This is a genomic window from Xanthomonas sp. NCPPB 3218, assembly GCF_056725185.1.
This window is the reverse complement of the sequence record NZ_CM161516.1, coordinates 1,835,443-1,851,734: the sequence shown is the minus strand read 5'-3', so window position 1 is coordinate 1,851,734 and position 16,292 is coordinate 1,835,443. Positions and strand designations below refer to the sequence as shown.

The 16,292-nt window shown below is 65.4% G+C and carries 12 protein-coding genes; 4 read left to right on the top strand and 8 right to left on the bottom strand.

The window, feature by feature from the left end; all coding sequences use genetic code 11:
• Nucleotides 1-17: 17 nt before the first annotated feature.
• Together AC1PLS_RS08205 and AC1PLS_RS08200 are read right to left on the bottom strand one after the other, a co-directional pair.
• Entirely contained in the window at nt 18-1,541 is a 1,524-nt protein-coding gene (locus AC1PLS_RS08205) for a GDSL-type esterase/lipase family protein (RefSeq protein WP_184434123.1), read from the bottom strand.
• Nucleotides 1,542-1,825: 284 nt separating this feature from the next.
• Nucleotides 1,826-2,944: an acyl-CoA dehydrogenase family protein gene (locus AC1PLS_RS08200; protein WP_223571058.1), complete on the bottom strand. Its 1,119-nt coding sequence runs from the start codon at nt 2,942-2,944 to the stop codon at nt 1,826-1,828.
• Nucleotides 2,945-3,096: 152 nt separating this feature from the next.
• On the opposite strand from AC1PLS_RS08200, the gene AC1PLS_RS08195 reads away from it, so the two are divergent.
• The 3 genes from AC1PLS_RS08195 to metH all read left to right on the top strand — a co-directional run bounded on the left by AC1PLS_RS08195 (nt 3,097) and on the right by metH (nt 8,142).
• On the top strand, nt 3,097-4,092 hold the full coding sequence (locus AC1PLS_RS08195) for an ArsR/SmtB family transcription factor (RefSeq protein WP_039520530.1): 996 nt from the start codon (nt 3,097-3,099) through the stop codon (nt 4,090-4,092).
• Nucleotides 4,089-5,234, top strand: coding sequence for a homocysteine S-methyltransferase family protein (locus AC1PLS_RS08190; protein WP_184434120.1), 1,146 nt, complete (start codon nt 4,089-4,091; stop codon nt 5,232-5,234). The genes AC1PLS_RS08195 and AC1PLS_RS08190 overlap by 4 nt, the downstream gene beginning before the upstream one ends.
• 154 nt (nt 5,235-5,388) lie before the next feature.
• Nucleotides 5,389-8,142: a methionine synthase gene (gene metH, locus AC1PLS_RS08185; RefSeq protein WP_481104377.1), complete on the top strand. Its 2,754-nt coding sequence runs from the start codon at nt 5,389-5,391 to the stop codon at nt 8,140-8,142.
• 138 nt (nt 8,143-8,280) lie between these two features.
• On the opposite strand, the gene AC1PLS_RS08180 is transcribed toward metH, so the two are convergent.
• The 5 genes from AC1PLS_RS08180 to AC1PLS_RS08160 form a co-directional block, all read right to left on the bottom strand.
• Entirely contained in the window at nt 8,281-9,486 is a 1,206-nt protein-coding gene (locus AC1PLS_RS08180; protein ID WP_160955093.1) for an AGE family epimerase/isomerase, read from the bottom strand.
• Nucleotides 9,483-10,469 carry a carbohydrate kinase family protein gene (locus AC1PLS_RS08175; RefSeq protein ID WP_065048867.1) on the bottom strand — a complete coding sequence of 329 codons (987 nt, stop codon included), beginning with the start codon at nt 10,467-10,469 and terminating at the stop codon, nt 9,483-9,485. Before AC1PLS_RS08175 ends, AC1PLS_RS08180 begins: the two co-directional genes overlap by 4 nt.
• Nucleotides 10,466-11,776 (bottom strand): L-fucose:H+ symporter permease, encoded by a 1,311-nt coding sequence (fucP, locus tag AC1PLS_RS08170; protein ID WP_039812780.1) that lies wholly within the window; start codon nt 11,774-11,776, stop codon nt 10,466-10,468. Before fucP ends, AC1PLS_RS08175 begins: the two co-directional genes overlap by 4 nt.
• A 13-nt stretch (nt 11,777-11,789) precedes the next feature.
• Nucleotides 11,790-12,974: a LacI family DNA-binding transcriptional regulator gene (locus AC1PLS_RS08165; RefSeq protein ID WP_184434414.1), complete on the bottom strand. Its 1,185-nt coding sequence runs from the start codon at nt 12,972-12,974 to the stop codon at nt 11,790-11,792.
• A 108-nt stretch (nt 12,975-13,082) separates the two neighbouring features.
• Complete coding sequence (locus AC1PLS_RS08160) at nt 13,083-13,805, bottom strand: transporter (RefSeq protein ID WP_228911719.1); 723 nt, start codon at nt 13,803-13,805, stop codon at nt 13,083-13,085.
• Between AC1PLS_RS08160 and AC1PLS_RS08155 the strand changes: the two genes are divergently transcribed.
• A complete protein-coding gene (locus tag AC1PLS_RS08155; RefSeq protein WP_228911720.1) occupies nt 13,804-14,010 on the top strand; it encodes a hypothetical protein in 207 nt (68 codons plus the stop codon). The two genes, AC1PLS_RS08160 and AC1PLS_RS08155, sit on opposite strands and share 2 nt — an antisense overlap.
• A gap of 52 nt (nt 14,011-14,062) precedes the next feature.
• On the opposite strand, the gene AC1PLS_RS08150 is transcribed toward AC1PLS_RS08155, so the two are convergent.
• Nucleotides 14,063-16,159 (bottom strand): acyltransferase family protein, encoded by a 2,097-nt coding sequence (locus AC1PLS_RS08150; protein ID WP_184434113.1) that lies wholly within the window; start codon nt 16,157-16,159, stop codon nt 14,063-14,065.
• Nucleotides 16,160-16,292: the final 133 nt, after the last annotated feature.

The following is a 16,292-nucleotide window of genomic DNA, read 5'->3' as shown; positions in this document are numbered from 1 at the left end:
CCGCAGCGCAGGACTGCCTATGGCGTTGCCGTGATGCCCGCCTCGCGCAGCGCCGTGGCCCAGATCGCATACCCGGTCTCACTGGGATGGGTGCCGTCCGGCATCAGCGCCTCGGGCAAGGTCCCGTCCGGCTGCAGCATCCGAGGGCCGATGTCGACCAGACGCACGGACCGATCCTTGCCATAACGCGCGGCCAGCAGCCGATTGGTCTCGGCAATGGGCGCGCGCTGCGCATCCCCGGCATGGCGGCCGCGCGGCATGATCGCCATCAGGATCAGCTGACTCCTGGGCAAACGGCGACGCACCTCGCTTACCACCGCCTCCACGCCCTGGGCGGCCTCGGCCGGCGTGGCGGCGCGCGCTTGCGCAGTGCCGGTGAGGTTGTTGGTGCCGATATGCAGCACCACCCAGCGCGGATCCAGGCCGTCGAGCTCACCCTGGCGGATGCGCCACAGCACGTTCTGGGTGCGGTCCCAGCCAAAGCCCAGATTCAGCACCGGGCGCGTGCCGTACAACCAGCTCCAGGACTCGGGGCCACTGACACGCGTGGCCTGCGGTGGGCCGGCCCAGAAGTGCGTGATCGAATCGCCGATCATCACCACCTCGGGCTTGAGGGTGCGCGCTGCGGCCAGCGCCGCATGGTGACGCGCGTACCAGTCGTAGGAGTCCTGCTCCAGCCGGTCGACTGGAATCAGCGAGGTCGCAAAATCGCGGCCCAGCGCGGCAACCGGCTTGACCGGCGGCTCGCCGAGCAGGCGCGCCAGGGTCGGCTCGATCGCCTCGGCCAGCATGCGCTGGCCTTGCGTGTCCGGATGCAGGGCAGCGGCCGGCGGGCGGAAACGGGTGTCGTAAAACAGCTCGGTGCGCAGCTTGCCGTCGCGCTGGAAGATCGACCCCACATCCAGATAGGTCACGCGTGCATTGTCGCCATAGCGCACCGCCAGGCCCTGGTTGATCTGCGCATCGCGGCGCGACTTCTCGCTGGAGATGCCACTGGGCAGCACGCCCACCAGCAAGATCTGCGTGCGCGGCAATTTCTGTTCGATCGCCGCCACCACCGCATCGATACCGAGCTGGGCCTGCTCCGCGGTCTGGCCGAGGTGGCCGGTGTTGTTGGTACCAATCAATACCAGCGCGACCTTGGGCTGCAGGCCATCGACCTCACCATTGGCCAGCCGCCACAGCACGTTCTCGGTGCCGTCGCCGCTGAAGCCCAGGTTGAGCGCGCCACGGCTGCCGTAGAAGGTTTGCCAGGTCGGCTGAAAATCCTCGTCCGGCGCCTTGGCTTTTTCGTAGTTCTGGGTGATCGAATCGCCGATCAACAACAGCGGCGTGTCGGCGTGCTGCTTCACCTGCTCCAGCACCTGCGCATGCCGCTGCGCCCACCAGGCTTCCTGCAGGCGGTCGGTGGGCACGATCGAGGGCGGCGGCGTTTGCGCACTTGCCGCAGCGCAGACCAGCAACAGCCCCCAACACACCAGCACGGGCGCAATGGCGGACAACGAAAGGCGGGAAAACACAGCGTGCAAGGACCGGGGCATGCGCGCACCAGAGGCCAGAGAAGCTGCGATTGTGATCCGCGCGCGCCGCGCGCGACAAGGTCGGACGCAACCATGTGCGATGTACGGCGCTTCTGTGATATCTGACCGCCCACGTCTGCGTAGGAGCGCGCTTGCGCGCGATGGGGCGTTCTCGATAACGCCCCATCGCGCGCAAGCGCGCTCCTACATAGTGCGAGGCAATCGCCAGCGCCAAGGTGCCGGATCGACTGCTGCGCAGCTCGGGCCGATGGTGTCGACCGCGACGTACTGCCGGATCAGGCCGTTCAGCGCAGGCCGGTCTCGCCGCGCGCGATCACCAGGCGCTGGATTTCCGAGGTGCCCTCGTAGATTTCGGTGATCTTGGCGTCGCGGAAGTAACGCTCCAGCGGCATTTCCTTCGAATAGCCCATGCCGCCGTGGATCTGCACCGCCTGATGGGTGATCCACATCGCCGCTTCCGAGGCGGTGAGCTTGGCCACGGCCGCTTCGGTGCCGAATTTCTGGCCCTGCCCCTTCAACCAGGCCGCGCGCAGCGTCAGCAGCAGCGCTGCATCCAGCTTGCACTTCATGTCGGCGATCTTGGCCTGGGTCATCTGGAAGGTGCCGATGGCCGCACCGAAGGCTTTGCGCTCCTTAACGTAGGCCAGGGTCGCTTCATAGGCCGCACGCGCGATGCCGACCGCCTGCGACGCGATGCCGATGCGCCCGGCGTCGAGCACGCTCATCGCGGTCTTGAAGCCCTCGCCTTCCACGCCCAGCACTTCCTCGGGCTGGGCGATGTAATCGGCAAATTCGATCTCGCAGGTAGCCGAGGCACGGATGCCGAGCTTGGGCTCGGTCTTGCCGCGATGGAAGCCGGCGCGATCGGCGTCGACCATAAAGGCAGTGATGCCGCGCGAGCCCTTGTCCGGCTCGGTCACCGCAAACAACACGATGTACTTGGCGACCGGGCCGGAAGTGATCCAGCTCTTCTTGCCGTTGATCACGAAGCTGCCATCGGCCTGCTTGACTGCGCGGCAGCGCATCGCCGAGGCATCCGAACCGGACTGCGGCTCGGTCAGTGCGAACGCGCCGATCTGCGCGCCTTCGGCGATCGCGCGCACGTACAGCTGTTTCTGCGCCTCGCTGCCGTTCTTCAGGATGCCGGTGCAAAACAGCGAGTTGTTGACCGACACGATGGTGGAATGCGCGCCGTCGGCGGCGGCGATCTCGATCATTGCCAGCGCATAGCTGATCGGGTCCATGCCGGCCCCACCGTACTCGGCCGGCACCTCGATGCCCATCAGGCCGTTCTCGCCGAGCAGGCGGATGTTCTCCAGCGGGAACTCGCCGCTGCGATCGAACTGCTCCGCGCTGGGGGCGATCTTTTCCTGGGCGATGCGGCGCGCCACATCCTGGATCATCAATTGTTCTTCGGTAAAGCTGAAATCCACGTCGCACCCCTCCAGGCCTAGGCTGAGCGCCCATTGTAGCCCCAACCATTCGCATGCGTATGTAGTTGACCCCACACCCTGCCCGGCCGAAAATATCTCCATATCGCGATATAGAGATATTCATGGATCTGGAAGACTGGTCGGCGCGCCTGAAGGTATTTGCCGACGCCACCCGCGTCCGCCTGCTGACCTTGCTGGAGCAGGAAGAACTCACCGTGGCCGAGCTGTCGGCGATCACCCGGCTGGCCCAACCGCGCGTGTCCACGCACCTGGCCAAGCTCAAGGAAGCCGGGCTGGTGCGCGACCGCCGCGCCGGCGTGTCGGCTTACTACCGTTTCGACGAGGTGTCGCTGGACCCGGCGCAGCGCGCCCTGTGGCTGGCATTGAGCACCGGCAGCGACGACCCGCTGCTGCGCCAGGACGCCGAGCGCGTGGCGGCAGTGCTGGCCAACCGCGCCGCCGACCAGAACTGGGCCGATTCGGTGGCCGGCGACATGGAACGGCACTACTCCCCGGGGCGCACCTGGGAGGCGCTGGCGCGCACCGCCCTGCCCCTGCTGGAAACCGGCGACGTGCTCGACATCGCCTCCGGCGACGGCGTGCTGGCCGAGCTGGTGGCGCCACATGCCACCCGCTACATCTGCATCGACACCAGTGCGCGCGTGGTCGCCGCCGCCAGCGAGCGCCTGCGCAAGCTGCGCAATGTGGAAGTGCGCGAGGGCGACATGCATGCGCTGCCGTTTCCCGATGCCAGCTTCGACCTGGTGGTGCTGATGCATGCGCTCACCTACGCAGCCAAGCCGGCGCAGGCAGTGGCCGAATCCGCGCGCGTGCTGCGCCCCGGCGGCCGCCTGCTGCTGTGCAGCCTGGCCAAGCACGAACACCGTGCCGCGGTGCATGCCTATGGCCACGTCAATCTCGGCTTTGCTGCCAAGGAACTGCGCAGGTTCGCCGAGAAAGCCGGGCTGGACGTGTCCAGCCTGGAGACGGTGACGCGCGAGAAGCGCCCGCCGCATTTCGAGGTGATTTCGTTGATTGCGGTGAAGCCGGGAATTGGGAGTCGGGAATCGGGAATCGTTGAAAGCGGCGCCACTGCCTCACGGAGAATCGCATCATGAAGCCCGCAGCACTCTCCAATCCCCAATCCTCCATCCCGTTTGCACTGCCCTGGCTGCATCCCGAGCGCGCCGCCAGACTCACTGCCGCGCTCGCCGAACGCATCCTCATCATCGACGGCGCGATGGGCACGATGATCCAGCGCCACGATCTGCAGGAGCGCGACTACCGCGGCAGCCGCTTTGCCGACGGTTACGACAGCGCGCAGGTACACGTGCATGGCCCGGGTTGCGATCACGCACACGCGCCGGAAAGCCACGACCTGAAAGGCAACAACGATCTGCTGTTGCTGTCGCGCCCGGAGATCATCGCCGGCATCCATCGCGCCTATCTGGACGCCGGTGCCGACCTGCTGGAAACCAATACCTTCAACGCCACCTCGGTGAGCCAGGCTGACTATCACCTGGAACATCTGGTCTACGAATTGAACAAGGCCGGCGCGCAGGTCGCGCGCGCCTGCTGCGACGAAGTCGAGGCGCTGACCCCGCATAAACCGCGCTTCGTGATCGGCGTGCTCGGCCCCACCAGCCGCACCGCCTCGATCAGCCCGGACGTCAACGACCCCGGCTACCGCAACACCAGCTTCGATGCCTTGCGCGACACCTATCGCGAGGCCATCGACGGCCTGATCGACGGCGGCGCCGACACGCTGATGGTGGAAACCATCTTCGACACGCTCAACGCCAAGGCCGCGCTGTATGCGATCGAGGAAGTGTTCGAAGCGCGCGGCGGGCGCCTGCCGGTGATGATCTCCGGCACCATCACCGATGCCTCCGGACGCACCTTGTCCGGCCAGACGGCCGAGGCGTTCTACGCCTCGGTCGCGCACGGGCGGCCGCTGTCGGTGGGGCTGAACTGCGCGCTCGGTGCCAAGGACCTGCGCCCGCATGTGGAAACGCTGGCGCAGATTGCCGACGCCTACGTCAGCGCGCATCCCAATGCCGGCCTGCCGAATGCCTTCGGCGAGTACGACGAAACCCCGGAAGAAATGGCCGAAACCCTGCGCGAATTTGCGCAGGCCGGCCTGCTCAATCTGGTCGGCGGCTGCTGCGGCACCTCGCCGGATCACATCCGTGCGATCGCCGAAGCGGTCGCCGACCTGCCGCCGCGGCAATTGCCTGGCACGCAGGAGCTGGCAGCGTGATGCAGAGCGATGACACTCATCCGTCCTTCGGGCACCTTCATCCGCATGCGGGGGAAGCAGGCGTGCAGCGCCGGATGATTGCGGACGACTGCGTCCCGTCACTTCCTTTTCCGATCCGGGCTAGCAACGCGGCCGCCCTTCTTCAGAGCATCGCATGAGCACTCCCCGCCACACCCGCCTGTCCGGCCTGGAACCGCTGGTCATCACCCCGGACCTGTTGTTCGTCAACGTGGGCGAGCGCACCAACGTTACCGGCAGCGCGCAGTTCCGCAAGCTGATCAAGGAAGAGCGCTACGAAGAGGCGGTGGAGGTGGCGCGCCAGCAGGTCGCCAACGGTGCGCAGATCCTCGACGTCAACATGGACGAGGGCCTGATCGATTCGGAAAAGGCGATGACGCGTTTTCTCAACCTGATCATGTCCGAACCGGATATCGCGCGCATTCCGGTGATGGTGGATTCGTCCAAGTGGAGCGTGATCGAAGCCGGCCTGAAGTGCCTGCAAGGCAAGAGCGTGGTCAATTCGATCTCGCTCAAGGAAGGCGAGGCGCTGTTCATCGAACAGGCGCGCAAGGTGCTGCGCTATGGCGCTGCCGCGGTGGTGATGGCCTTCGACGAAGTGGGCCAGGCCGATACCTGCGCGCGCAAGGTCGAGATCTGCACGCGCGCCTACAAGGTGCTGACCGAGCAGGTGGGCTTTCCGCCGGAAGACATCATCTTCGACCCGAACATCTTTGCCGTGGCCACCGGCATCGAGGAGCACGACAACTACGCGGTGGACTTCATCGAAGCCACCCGGCAGATCAAACGCACGCTGCCGCATTGCCATGTTTCCGGCGGCGTTTCCAACGTGTCGTTCTCGTTCCGCGGCAACGAGATGGTGCGCCAGGCGATCCACTCGGTGTTCCTGTTCCATGCGATCAAGGCCGGCATGGACATGGGCATCGTCAACGCCGGCGGCATGCCGATCTACGACGAGCTGGACCCGGAACTGCGCGAACGCGTGGAGGATGTGATCCTCAATCGCCGCAAGGACGGCACCGAACGCTTGCTGGAAATTGCAGAGCGCTACAAGGGCAGCAAGGGCGCGGCGAAAGTCGAAGACCTGGCCTGGCGCGAGAAGCCGGTGCGTGCGCGGCTGGCGCATGCGCTGGTGCACGGCATCGATGCATTCGTGGAAACCGATACCGAGGAGGCGCGCCAGCAATCCACCCGCCCGCTGGACGTGATCGAAGGCCCGCTGATGGACGGCATGAACGTGGTCGGCGACCTGTTCGGCGCTGGCAAGATGTTCCTGCCACAGGTGGTCAAGTCCGCGCGTGTGATGAAGAAGGCGGTGGCGTACCTGCTGCCCTTCATCGAAGCGGAAAAGCTGCGGACCGGCGATGTCGGCAAGTCCAACGGCAAGATCATCATGGCCACCGTCAAGGGCGACGTGCACGACATCGGCAAGAACATCGTCGGCGTGGTGCTGGCATGCAACAACTTCGACGTGGTGGATCTGGGCGTGATGGTGTCGGCGCAGGTGATACTGGACCGTGCACGCGCAGAGAATGCGGACCTGATCGGCTTGTCCGGCCTGATCACGCCGTCGCTGGAAGAGATGTCGCATGTCGCGCGCGAGATGCAGCGGCAAGGCTTCGAGATTCCGCTGTTGATCGGCGGCGCCACCACCTCGCGCGCGCACACTGCCTTGAAGATCCACCCGCATTACGCCGCCCCCACCGTGTGGGTGAAGGACGCCTCGCGCGCGGTGGGCGTTGCGCAATCGCTGATCTCGCGCGACCTGCGCCAGGCCTTCGTCGCCGCCAACGATGCCGACTACGCAGAGATCCGCGCCCGCCACCACAATCGCGGCGACGCCAAACGCCTGGTGTCGCTGGAAAAGGCACGCGCACAGCGTTTCGACGGTGATTGGGACACCTACACACCGCCCGCACCGCGTCAGCCGGGCCTGCACGTGTTCGACGACTATCCGCTGCAGGAGTTGATCGAGCTGATCGACTGGACCCCGTTCTTCCAGGCCTGGGAGCTGGCCGGCAAGTTCCCGGCGATCCTCAGCGACGAGGTGGTCGGCACCCAGGCCAGCGAGTTGTACCGCGATGCACGCAAGATGCTGCGCACCATCGTCGCCGAAAAATGGCTGACCGCGAAGGCGGTGTTCGGGCTGTGGCCGGCCAATGCAGTAGGCGATGATGTTGTCGTGCTGACCGAGCCTGCGGAATCGGGAATCGGGAATCGGGAATCGCAAGGCGATGCATCAGTGCCCGACCATTCCCGATTCTCTATTCCCCATTCCCTGCACTTCCTGCGCCAACAAGTCGACAAACCCCTCGACCGCCCCGACTTCTGCCTGGCCGATTTCATCGCGCCCAAGAGCAGCGGCAAGCAGGACTGGATCGGCGCGTTTGCGGTCACCGCCGGCATCGGCATCGAGCCGCATGTGGCGCGGTTCGAAGCCGCGCATGACGACTACAATTCGATTCTGCTCAAGGCCCTGGCCGACCGTCTGGCCGAGGCGCTGGCCGAGCGCCTGCATCAACGCGTGCGCACCGAATTCTGGGGCTATGTGGAGGATGAGACGCTGGACAACGAGGCGCTGATCGCCGAGCGCTATCGCGGCATTCGTCCGGCACCGGGGTATCCCGCCTGCCCCGAGCACAGCGAAAAGCGCACCCTGTTCGACCTGCTCGATGCCGAGCGTCATACCACGATGACGCTGACCGAAAGTTTCGCGATGCTGCCCACCGCAGCGGTCTCCGGCTATTACTTCAGCCATCCCAAGAGCCAGTACTTCGTGGTCGGGCGCCTGGGCAAGGAACAGGTGGCCGACTATGCCAAGCGCAAGGGCATCACCGTGGCACTGGCCGAACGTTGGCTGGCATCGAATCTGGATTACGACCCGGAATAAGCACAGCCGCAGACCACAGACATCGCAGGAGCGCACCCGGGCGCGACGAGGCTTTACCCGGTGAAACCTCGTCGCGCCCGGGTGCGCTCCTACGTGGCGCCGACGCATTGCGCGGCGGCGCCCTTGATCACGCCAGCATCAAGCAGCCGGCCGCAACACGTTCAAGACCTCGTAGCAGGCGCCCATGGTGTGGTAATCGGTCTTGCCGGCGGGGCTCTTTTCGTCGCTGTACTTGCGGTTGTCCGCATCCAGAATGCGGTACCACGCACCATAGCGGTGGTCGATCATGTGCTCCCAGCAATACGCCCAGAGCTTGTCGTACCACTGCCAATAGCGCGGCTCGCCGCTGCGCTGCGCCAGCAATGCCGCCGCCGCCAGCGATTCGGCCTGCACCCAGAAGTACTTGTCGTCATCGCAGACCTTGCCGTCCGGGTCGAAGCCGTAATACAGCCCGCCACGCTGCGCATCCCAGGAGCGCTCCACCGCCACATCGAACAGGTGTTGCGCGGTCGGCAACAACCAGTCGGTCGGTGCGTAGCGATCCAGCAGCATCAGCAGCTTGGCCCATTCGGTCTGATGGCCCGGCTGGAAACCCCAGGGGCGGAACAGGTGCTTGGGATTGTCGCGGTTGTAGTCCCAGTCGATGTTCCAATGCAGATCGTAGTGTTCCCACACCAGACCGTCGGCCTTGGCTGCCTGGCGCCGGGTCATGGTGTCGGCCAGCGACAGCGCACGGTCCAGGTAGCGTTGCTCGCCACTGGCTTCGTACGCGGCGATCATCGCCTCGCACATGTGCATGTTGGCGTTCTGGCCGCGGTAGCTGGTGAAGTTGAATTGCGCATCGGCCTCGTCGCGGTACAGGCCGAATTCCGGCTCCCAGAAGTGCTTTTCCAGCAGCTGCCAGGTCTCGTCCATCCATGCGCGCGCCTCCTCGACACCCGCCTTCAGGCCGCACGAATACGCCAGTAGCACGAAGGCCACGCCGTAGCAGTGATTCATGTCGTCTTCGACCACGCCGTCGCGCAAGGTCCATGCGTAACCGCCGGTGGCCGGATTGCGATGCACGTTGCGCAGATAGTCCAGGCCGTGACGCACCGCCTGCAGGTACTGCGCATCGCCGAATTCGCGATACGCCATCGCATAGTTGAAGACGAAGCGCGTGCTGCTGACCAGATGCCGATGCCCGGCATCGTAGATCGAACCATCGTCGCGGAAATACTGGAAAAACCCGCCCGCCGGGTCGATCGCGCGCGGGTGGTAGAACGCCATGGTGTCGGCGATATGCTGACGCAGCACATCGGCCGAACGGAAATCGGGTGCGGGGCTCGCAGGCAGACGGCTCATGATTGTTCCTGGATCAGGGAATGGACTTCATCGACGCTCGGCATGGCCGCAAACGCGCCCTTGCGCGTCACCGCCAGCGCGCCGACCGCCGCGGCAAAGCGGATCACCTCGGTGATCGCAGCGGCATCGCCGGACAGCTGCTCCAGCGTGGATGCACGCGTCGCCAGCTGAAACAGCAAGCCACCGACGAACGCATCGCCCGCTGCCGTGCTGTCGCGCACCTGCACGCGGAAGGCCGGCACCTGACCCGAATCGGTGCGTGTCTGCCAGTGCACCGGGCCACCACCGTCGGTGACCAGCAACCAGCTGGCCTGGCCCTGCCAGAGCTTGCGGGTGACCGCGCTGGCGTCGCCATCGAGCGTGCCGGCCAGATAATCGAGTTCTTCGCGCGAGAGCTTGACCACATCGGCCAGCGCCAACGCCTCCCACAGCAGTGCAGCCGGGTCCACATCCTGCGGCCACAGCATCGGGCGCAGGTTGAGATCCAGGCTGACGATGGCGCCATCGGCGCGTGCGCGGCGCATGCCGTCCAGCGTGCATTGCGCGATCGCAGGCTCGGTCATGCTGTTGGAACACACATGCAGCACGGCAGCCTGCGTGAAGCCGTCCGCGGCAAAATGCTCCGGCCGGAACAGCAGATCCGCCGCAGGCGGACGGTAGAAACTGAAACTACGTTCGCCGGCTTCATCCAACGCCACGAACGCCAGCGCGGTCTTGGCCTCATCGGTGCGCACGATGCCATCGGTGGCGACACCGGCCTGCTGCAGGCTCTGCAGCAGAAAATCGCCGAACATGTCGCGCCCCAGCATGCCGACGAAATGCGCTGCGCCACCCAGGCGCGCCACCGCGACTGCGACATTGGCCGGCGCACCGCCGGCGTATTGCGCAAACGTGCGCGCCTCATCCGGACCGGCCTGCGGCAGTGCCAGCATGTCGATCAAGGCCTCGCCAAAACACACCACCCGGTTCTTCAAGGCATTCATGCGCGTGCCTCCGCCAGTGCGCCGCGCAGACGCGAACCCCAGATGCCGTAGAACACGATGTACAGGTAGCACACCAGCGGCAGCACGAACGACTCGTGCAGACCGATGCTGTCGGCCAGCAGGCCCTGCAGATACGGCACGATGGCGCCGCCGACAATGGCCATGATCAACAGGCTCGAGGCGCGGCCGGTCAGCGGGCCAAGCCGCTCGATGCCCAGCGTAAAGATGGTCGGGAACATGATCGAATTGAACAGACCGATCGCCACCAGCGCATACACCGCCAGCATGCCGCCGCTGGCCATGGTCAGGCCCAGCAGCAGTGCGTTGATCCCGGCGAACACCGACAACAGCACGCGCGGCGACAACTTGGCCAGCAAGGCCGAACCGATGAAGCGGCCGATCATCGCCAACGTCCAGTACGCCGACACGTAGTGGGTCGCTTCGCGTTCGGTGAACCCGCCGATCTGCGGCAACGAGAAATAGTTGACCATCAGGCTGCCGATCGCCACTTCCGCACCGACATAGAAGAAGATCGCCAATACACCAAAACGCACATGCGGATGCGCCAGCGCATCCAGCAGCGAATGCCTGCTTTCATCCTTCTGCGCGCCCGCATCGGTCAGGGCCGGCAGACGGAACAGGAACACGAAGATCGCCAGCAGAAACAGCACAATGCCCAGACCGATGTACGGCCCCTGCACGGCTTGCGCTTCCTGCACGCGATAGGCCAGTTGCTCGGCTTCCGGCAGCACCTTGAGCTGGTCGCCGCTCATGACGGTGTTGGACAGGATCAGCCAGCCACCGAACAGCGGCGCGATCGCAGTACCCAGCGAATTGAGCGCCTGCGCCAGGGTCAAGCGGCTGGACGCACTGCGCTCCGGGCCCAGCAGCGCGACATACGGGTTGGCCGCCACCTGCAGGATGGTGATGCCGGTGGCCAGCACGAACAACGCGCCGAGAAATGCGCCATAGACGCGCAATTCCGCCGCAGGCCAGAAGCCCAGCGCACCGACCGCGGCAACCGCCAGCCCGGCCACGATGCCTTGCTTGTAGCCAAGCCTGGCCACCAGCCAACCGGCCGGCAGCGACATCAGGAAGTACGCGCCGAAGAAGGTGAACTGCACCAGCATCGCCTGCGCGAAGTTGAGCTCGAACACCGCCTTCAGATGCGGGATCAGGATGTCGTTGAGGCAGGTGAGAAAGCCCCACATGAAGAAGATCGTGGTGACGACCGACAACGCAACGCCGTTGTTGACGGGCGCCTTGTTGCCGCTAGGCACTGTGGACTGCGTGGAAAGGGAAACCATAGGAATTGCCTGGTCAGTGGCCTGAGGCCTTGGTGGGGGAATGGGTGGGGGAATGGGTGGGGGAATCGCTGGGGGAGTGAAGCGGAATCACGGAGCTCAACGCGCTGGCGCTGCTGGCGCGGATCTTCAATTCGACTGCGGCGGTCAGGCGCTGCGATGCAAGGGTGGGACTTCCGATACGCTGCAACACCAGTTGCGCAGCCTGGCGCCCGCGCGCGCGCGGATCTGCGGCCAGCGTGGTCAGCGCGGGCGTGAACAACGCGGCTTCGGCGATATCGTCGAAGCCGGTCACCGCGAAATCGCGCCCCGGCACGATGCCATGCATCGCCAGTGCGGCCATCAGGCCCAACGCGACGCTATCGTTGTAGCAGACCGCCGCAGTTGCGCGATCGTGCTCGGCGCTGTCCAACATGCGACCGGCGCACAGCGCAGCATCCTGTCGATTCGGTGCGGATTCAACGTAATGCACGGCCAGACCGGCGTCGGCCATCGCGCGCGCGTAACCGGCACGGCGTTGCCGGCAGGAACTGGATTCGGCATGGCCACCGAAGAACACGATGCGCCGGTGGCCTTGCGCGATCAGATGCGCGCAGGCAAGCAACGCGCCCTGCTCGTTGTCCAGCGCCAGCAGATCCCAGCCCGCGCCCTCCACTTCGCGGTTGAACAACACCACGTTGTGTTGTCGCCCCAGCACCTGGGTCAGCGCCTGTGCCTGGCTGCCTTCGGCCGGCGACAGGATGATGCCGGCAGGGGTGTGCTCCATCAACGAGGTCAGCACCGCCTGCTGGCGCTGCGTCGATTCGCCGGTGCTACCGAGCAGGGTCACATAACCCGCCGCGCCCAGCGCTTCGTCCACGCCTGCGGCGAATTCGGCAAAGAACGGATTGGACAGATCGTTGATGACCAGCGCGATGCTGGATGAGGTGCGGCAGCGCAGATTGGCCGCAGCACGGTTGTAGACGTAGTGCTGCCGATCCAGTTCGGCCTCCACGCGCGCGCGCGTGCTCGCATGCACCAGCGGGCTGCCGCGCAGCACTAACGACACCGTCGCGCGCGATACGCCGATGGCACTGGCGATATCGCGCAGGGTCACCGCCCCGCGTCCGTTACGACGCGCGTCGCCGTCCTCCGAAGCGGAGGGCGCCGGTTTGGCACGCGTCACGTTGCCGACCTTGCAATGGGAGAAGTGCGCATGCATCTGGCGTCGATTGGATCGATCCAATTAGGCCTTTTCCGGGCACTCAATGCATGCGGCAGTGCAACATGGACAGCGGCCGCGACGCTGCCGCCGCCTTCCATCATGCCATCACTGAAAGGCAATCGACAGGCCGATCCCGCCCTGCCAGTCCGGGCTCTCCGAGGTCAGCCCGCGCAGCACCGAGACATCCAGCTGCATCGCATGCGGCAACTGCCAGGCACCGCCGGCGCCGGCCACGCGCGAATGCTCGCTGCCGGTATCGAAGCCTGCCTCGACATAACTGCTGAAACGCTCGCCGGAAAAGAACGTGTAGTTGGGCGAGAAGGTCCAGGTATGCCCGTCGCTGTCGCGCGCATAGTTGACGTATAGCGCCAGTGCGCGCTGCTGGGCCAGATCCCAGGACGCGGTCACGCCCAGTTCGCGCGCGTAGCCATCACTGAAGGCAGCGCTGCCGGTCGGCACGCTGTAGCTGCCGAGCGCGGCCCAATGAAAGCTATCCGACTGCGACGGCAATGCCACCTTCAGGCCGATATGGCTATCGCCTCCGCCACGCACATGCGCACCGCCACCGTGCTGCCAGTTGTAGCTGTCGCTGCCGACCTGCAGTTCCACGTTCTGGAACAGGCCCAGGCGCAGCACTGTATCGGCGGTGTACTGGGTGATTCGCTGCCCGTCGCTGCGATCGGTACTCGCATCCGGCAGACCCTGCTCCCAGGCGAACACGCCGGGCTGCAGCACTTCGGCGGCAAACGGAATGCCGGGACGGTCGAACGCAGGGGCATCCTCCGTCTGTGCAGCGGCCTGCCCACTCATCCCGCATAACGCAAGCATGGCAGCGGCCAACACCGTGGCGCGCGTCGCCTGCAAACCCGAAGCGCCACGCGCGGTGGAGGCAACCGACGCAACGGCACGGGACTTCAACACGTTCGACAACATAGACATACGCGGCACCATCGGCAGGAGTGGCAGCGACGCAGTGGGCACCATGCCCGGCTGCGTCGACAATAACGCGGCGATGGTGCCGCGCGCGCCGTGACCGGCCCGTGTATCGCCAGCGGCACGTCAACCTTTCCTGAGCAGCCGGTCCTTTATTGAGCCATCGGTGCCGACGCCGGCAAGCCACGCAGATGCGCCGCGAAACCCGGCAGCAGCACACGGTTGCCATACCCGCTCAAGTGGTCGGCATCGAAGAACAGCGGCCGGCCCTGCTGTGTCGGCGCGCACACCTGCGCATCGCACAGCGACGGCAGCGGGTCCCAGATGCTGGCGCCCCCTAGCCCGGATGCGATGCGACGCAATCCATCAAGTGCCGGCGCGCGATAGTCTTCCATCGCCTTGCGCTCGATCTGCATGCCGTTGGCGCAGATCGCATTGCCACGATTGAACCAGTCCGAACATCGGTAAGGCGGTGCCCTGAGCACCGGTTTGGGCGCTTCGAACACAACCAGAACGCCCCGCGCCTGCACCGGTGCCAGCAATGCGATCGTCGCCGCCACCGTCGCATCGCGCTCGCGCTGTGCCGGCTCGCTCTGGAGCGTGGCGATATTGCCGTGCAGGTCGAACAACACGTCCTGCTCGGCCAGCCGCGGCACCCGCAAACCAGGCAGGAACAGCACATCGCCCGCACGCGCCCTGCCCGCCACGTCCTCCAGCGCCGGTCGCAGGAACGCGTCGCAACCTGCGCCCTGACCACCCGGCTGCATCGATGCGACCGCACACCCGGCCACGCCATACATGCGCACGCTGCCGCCTTCCAGCAACGGAAAACGCCGCAGCATTTCGTTATAGGCCAGCGCATGCGAATCGCCGATCACAAAGACCTGGCGCTGGCTGGCCGCAGGACGCGAACACTGCCCGCGCGCGAAGATGCGCACCGGCTGCCCGCCCACCGATGCGTTGCTGGCGATCAGACGGCAGCCCGGCAGCTCCTTGCGCAAGCCGCGCGCATACGCATACCAATCCAGCGGGTGGCGGCTGACCACACTCAACGAGGTATACGGCGTCGACTTGATCACTGCCGATTGCACGCCGACGGCCAGCACCAACGCAGCGAGGCCGGCCATCACCACGCGCATGTTCGACCAGCCACCCATACGCCGATTGCGCCAGAGCAGTTCCACCCAGCGATACGACGCCGCCGCGCAAACGACCGTCAGCACCAGCGCCAGCAGCTTGGCCGCCACCGCATCCAGCCCGATCGTCCAGCGCAGCAGCACCAGCACCGGCCAGTGCCACAGATACAACGAATACGAGATGCGCCCAATCGTCACCACCGGCCTGGCGGACAACACGCGCCCGATCCAGCCCTCGCTGTGCCGATGCAGCAACGCCAACACCACCAGCGTGCCAACCACCGGCCACAGGCCATCGCTCCAGGGCGAATGCCCAGGCCGCGCATTCCACAGTCCGTTGCCGATGGCTGCCAAGGCCAACAGCAACAGCACTGCGCGCAACGGTGCAGGCAGGCCGATGCCTGCTGCGAACACACGCTGCCCGTCGCGGCGGCGCAGCAGTGCCATCAGCTGAAACAACACCACGCCGGCACCCAGTTGCCAAAAGCGTGCGGTGGTCAGATAGAAGGAAGTGACCTCGTGTCCCGGCACCTGCGTGCGCTGCCAGGCATAGCCCAGCGAGGCCGCGCTGGCGAGCGCGAACAGGCCCAGCGACCAGGCACGTCCGGCACCGCCACGCATCCAGGCCAGGAACATCCACGGAAACAGCAGATAGAACTGCTCCTCCACGCCCAGCGACCAGGTCTGCGTATACGGATTGAACTCGGCACGCGGCGAGAAATAATCCTGGCCGACGCTGGCCAACACCCAGTTGCTCAGCCCGAACAAGGCCATGCGTCCGGTCTTGGTGCTGGCTTCGCTCAGCCACGACTCGGGAATGAACAAGGTCGAAAACAGCGCGGTGACCAGCACGCAGACCAGCAAGGCCGGTGCGATACGCCGCAAGCGGCGCGCATAAAACCGCGCCAACTCGGCGGCCACCGCAATGCGCGGTAATCGATCGACCGACGCACTGACCACAAACCCCGAGATAACGAAAAATATATCGACGCCGGTGAAACCACCGGGCAACCAACTGGCGTCCAGGTGATAGGCGATGACCGACAGCACCGCCAATGCACGCAATCCGTCGATATGCGCGAAGTAAGCATTCCCTGTCGCCGAGCGCGTCATCCTGATCCTCGAAGTTTCGTCACTTGCACACAAGCGGCCGACCCTCATCGCGAACGGCCGACCCGCGCACTCTAAAACGCATACGGGCCGGCATGCAGGAAAACTAGATCTCCCGCCTTGACGCATCACCGCA